Annotated in this window: 4 protein-coding genes; 3 read left to right on the forward strand and 1 reads right to left on the reverse strand. The window is 71.2% G+C overall.

Annotated features, from left to right (window positions below; translation table 11 throughout):
- Window positions 1-210: 210 nt before the first annotated feature.
- The 3 genes from rplU to obgE all read left to right on the forward strand — a co-directional run bounded on the left by rplU (window position 211) and on the right by obgE (window position 2421).
- Window positions 211-528: a 50S ribosomal protein L21 gene (gene rplU / locus ACIQOV_RS34655; RefSeq protein ID WP_045696828.1), complete on the forward strand. Its 318-nt coding sequence runs from the start codon at window positions 211-213 to the stop codon at window positions 526-528.
- Window positions 529-542: 14 nt separating this feature from the next.
- Entirely contained in the window at window positions 543-800 is a 258-nt protein-coding gene (rpmA, locus tag ACIQOV_RS34660) for a 50S ribosomal protein L27 (RefSeq protein WP_030309712.1), read from the forward strand.
- A gap of 139 nt (window positions 801-939) precedes the next feature.
- Complete coding sequence (gene obgE / locus ACIQOV_RS34665; protein ID WP_401054816.1) at window positions 940-2421, forward strand: GTPase ObgE; 1482 nt, start codon at window positions 940-942, stop codon at window positions 2419-2421.
- 102 nt (window positions 2422-2523) lie between these two features.
- On the opposite strand, the gene ACIQOV_RS34670 is transcribed toward obgE, so the two are convergent.
- A partial coding sequence (locus ACIQOV_RS34670; protein ID WP_401054818.1) for a hypothetical protein occupies window positions 2524-3113 on the reverse strand: 590 nt, incomplete at its 5' end.

The following is a 3113-nucleotide window of genomic DNA, read 5'->3' on the forward strand; positions in this document are numbered from 1 at the left end:
GGAGTGATCCCGCCCCGGGTCGTACGGGCCGGTTTGCCCCCCGGGCGGCCGGTCCGTATTCTTGACCATCGGCGTGTCTACGCCATGCTCCCGAGCACATCACCTTCCTGGGTCGCCGCGTTCGCGCGGAGGGCCGGGGAGAGGCTCCTGTGTCCGTACCCAGGTGGCTGGCGTCGGGGGTTCCGACCGAGCAAGGAAAGCAGGTACCGCATGTACGCGATCGTTCGCGCAGGCGGCCGCCAGCACAAGGTCGCCGTGGGCGACGTGCTGGAGATCGACCGTATCGAGGCCAAGCCGGGTGACTCGGTCGAGCTCTCGACCATCCTCGTCGTCGACGGTGACGCCGTCACCTCCGACCCGTGGGTCCTGGCCGGCGTGAAGGCTCACGCCGAGGTGGTCGACCAGACCAAGGGTGACAAGATCGTCATCCTGCGTTACAAGAACAAGACCGGCTACCGCCGTCGCCAGGGTCACCGTCAGCAGCACACCGCGGTGCGCATCACGAGCATCGACTCGGTCAGCAAGTAAGGGGATAGCGAAAAATGGCACACAAGAAGGGCGCAAGCTCTACTCGTAACGGCCGTGACTCGAACGCCCAGCGCCTCGGCGTGAAGCGCTTCGGTGGCCAGGTCGTCTCCGCCGGCGAGATCCTCGTCCGCCAGCGCGGCACCCACTTCCACCCGGGTGCCGGTGTCGGTCGCGGTGGCGACGACACCCTGTTCGCGCTGACCGCCGGTGCGGTGCAGTTCGGCACCCGTCGTGGCCGCAAGGTCGTCAACATCGTGGCCGTCGAGGCCTGAGTCCCCGCGGACTCCCGAGTCTGAGAAGACCCACCGGGTCGGACAAGACTCACAGTGAAGGGTGGGCCGGAATTCTCCGGTCCACCCTTCACGCTTTACGCAGGTAGCAAGCAGACTCTCGCGCACTGGAGGCACACCCATGACCACCTTCGTGGACCGCGTCGAACTTCATGTCGCCGCGGGTAACGGGGGCCACGGCTGCGCCTCCGTGCACCGCGAGAAGTTCAAGCCGCTCGGCGGCCCGGACGGCGGCAACGGCGGTGAGGGCGGCAGCGTCATCCTCACCGTGGACTCGCAGGTCACCACCCTGCTGGAGTACCACCACTCGCCCAAGCGCAAGGCCACCAACGGCAAGCCGGGCGCGGGTGGCAACCGCACCGGCGCGCTCGGCGAGGACCTCGTCCTGCTGGTGCCGGACGGCACCGTGGTGCTGGACCGCAACGGCAACGTGCTGGCCGACCTGGTCGGGCACGGCACCAGCTTCGTCGCCGCCCAGGGCGGCCGCGGCGGCCTCGGCAACGCCGCGCTGGCCTCGGCCCGCCGCAAGGCGCCCGGCTTCGCGCTGCTCGGCGAGCCCGGTGAGGCCCGTGACATCGTCATGGAGCTCAAGTCCGTCGCCGACGTGGCCCTGGTCGGCTACCCGAGCGCGGGCAAGTCCTCGCTGATCTCGGTGCTCTCCGCCGCCAAGCCGAAGATCGCGGACTACCCGTTCACCACCCTGATCCCCAACCTCGGGGTGGTCACCGCGGGCGACACCGTCTACACCATCGCCGACGTGCCCGGCCTGATCCCGGGCGCCAGCCAGGGCCGCGGCCTGGGCCTGGAGTTCCTGCGCCACGTGGAGCGCTGTTCGGTGCTGGTGCACGTGCTGGACTGCGCCACCCTGGAGCCCGGCCGCGACCCGCTGACCGACCTGGAGACCATCGAGGCCGAGCTCGCCGAGTACGGCGGCCTGGACGACCGCCCGCGCCTGGTCGCGCTCAACAAGGTGGACGTCCCGGACGGCCAGGACATCGCCGACCTGACCCGCGCCTCCCTGGAGGAGCGCGGCTACCGGGTGTTCGAGGTCTCCGCCGCCTCCCGCAAGGGCCTGCGCGAGCTGAGCTTCGCCGTGGCCGGGATCGTCGCCGAGGCGCGTGCCGCCAAGCCGGCCGAGGAGTCGACCCGGATCGTGCTGCGGCCCAAGGCCGTCGACGACGCCGGCTTCACCATCACCGAGGAGGACGGCGCGTACCACATCCGCGGCGTCAAGCCGGAGCGCTGGGTCCGCCAGACCGACTTCAGCAACGACGAGGCCGTCGGCTACCTCGCCGACCGGCTGGCCCGCCTCGGGATCGAGCAGGAGCTGTGGAAGATCGGGGCGCACGAGGGCGACACCGTCGTCATCGGCCCCGAGGAGAACGCCGTCGTCTTCGACTGGGAGCCGACCATGGCCGCCGGTGCCGAGATGCTCGGCCGTCGCGGTGAGGACCACCGCTTCGAGAACCCGCGCCCGGCGGTCGACCGCCGCCGCGAGAAGCAGAAGGGCCGGGACGCGGCCGAGTCCGAGTTCCTCGCCTTCGAGGCGCTCTCCAGCGGCCGCCAGGCCGCCATCGAGGGCGACGACGACGAGGACCACTGAGCCTCGGAGTCCTGAGGCCCGTCCCCGGGGCCGCTGTCGGACGGCCCCCGTCACCTGTCGAAGGTGGCGGGGGCCGTCCGCGTGTTCAGCGGTGACCGGGCGTCACTTGGTCCAGGAGGCCTGGAGCTTCAGCGGGTCGGCCAGGTCGGTGTAGCCGACCGCGGCCGGGGTGTTCCCGGGGATGGAGATGATGGTGCAGCCCTTGGTCTCGGCGCCCTTGGTCACGCCCTGGAACTTCGCCCCGGTGCACTTGGGCAGCGGGGTGGCGGCGGTCATGACGTTGAGCCCCTTCTTGCCGGCGGTGTCGAAGACGACGAACTTCGAGTCCGGGGCGGTGAAGGAGAGGCTGGCGTCCCCGACGTTCTTGATGGTGTAGCTCACGTACACCGGGGTGCGGCCTTCCAGGCCGACGATGCTGATCTTGGCGGCGGTGAAGTCCTGCACCGAGCCGACCTCGACGCCGGTGACGGTGATCTCCAGCTTGGTGGCGACCTTGGAGGTCTTGTCGGCGAAGTCCACGGTGGCGCTCTGGCCGACCTTCACGCTGCTGGCGGCCGCCGGGACGGCTCCGCCGGCGGCCCCACCGCCCGCCGCACCGGCGGTGCCCGCGCCGCCGGCCGCCGCTCCGCCGGTCGCCGCACCCGACGGGGCCGCGGTCGAGCCGCCGGCCGCGCCGCCGGTCGCGGTGCCCC

Source organism: Kitasatospora sp. NPDC091257, from assembly GCF_044757675.1.
GTDB classification, from domain to species: Bacteria; Actinomycetota; Actinomycetes; order Streptomycetales; family Streptomycetaceae; genus Kitasatospora; species Kitasatospora lactacystinica.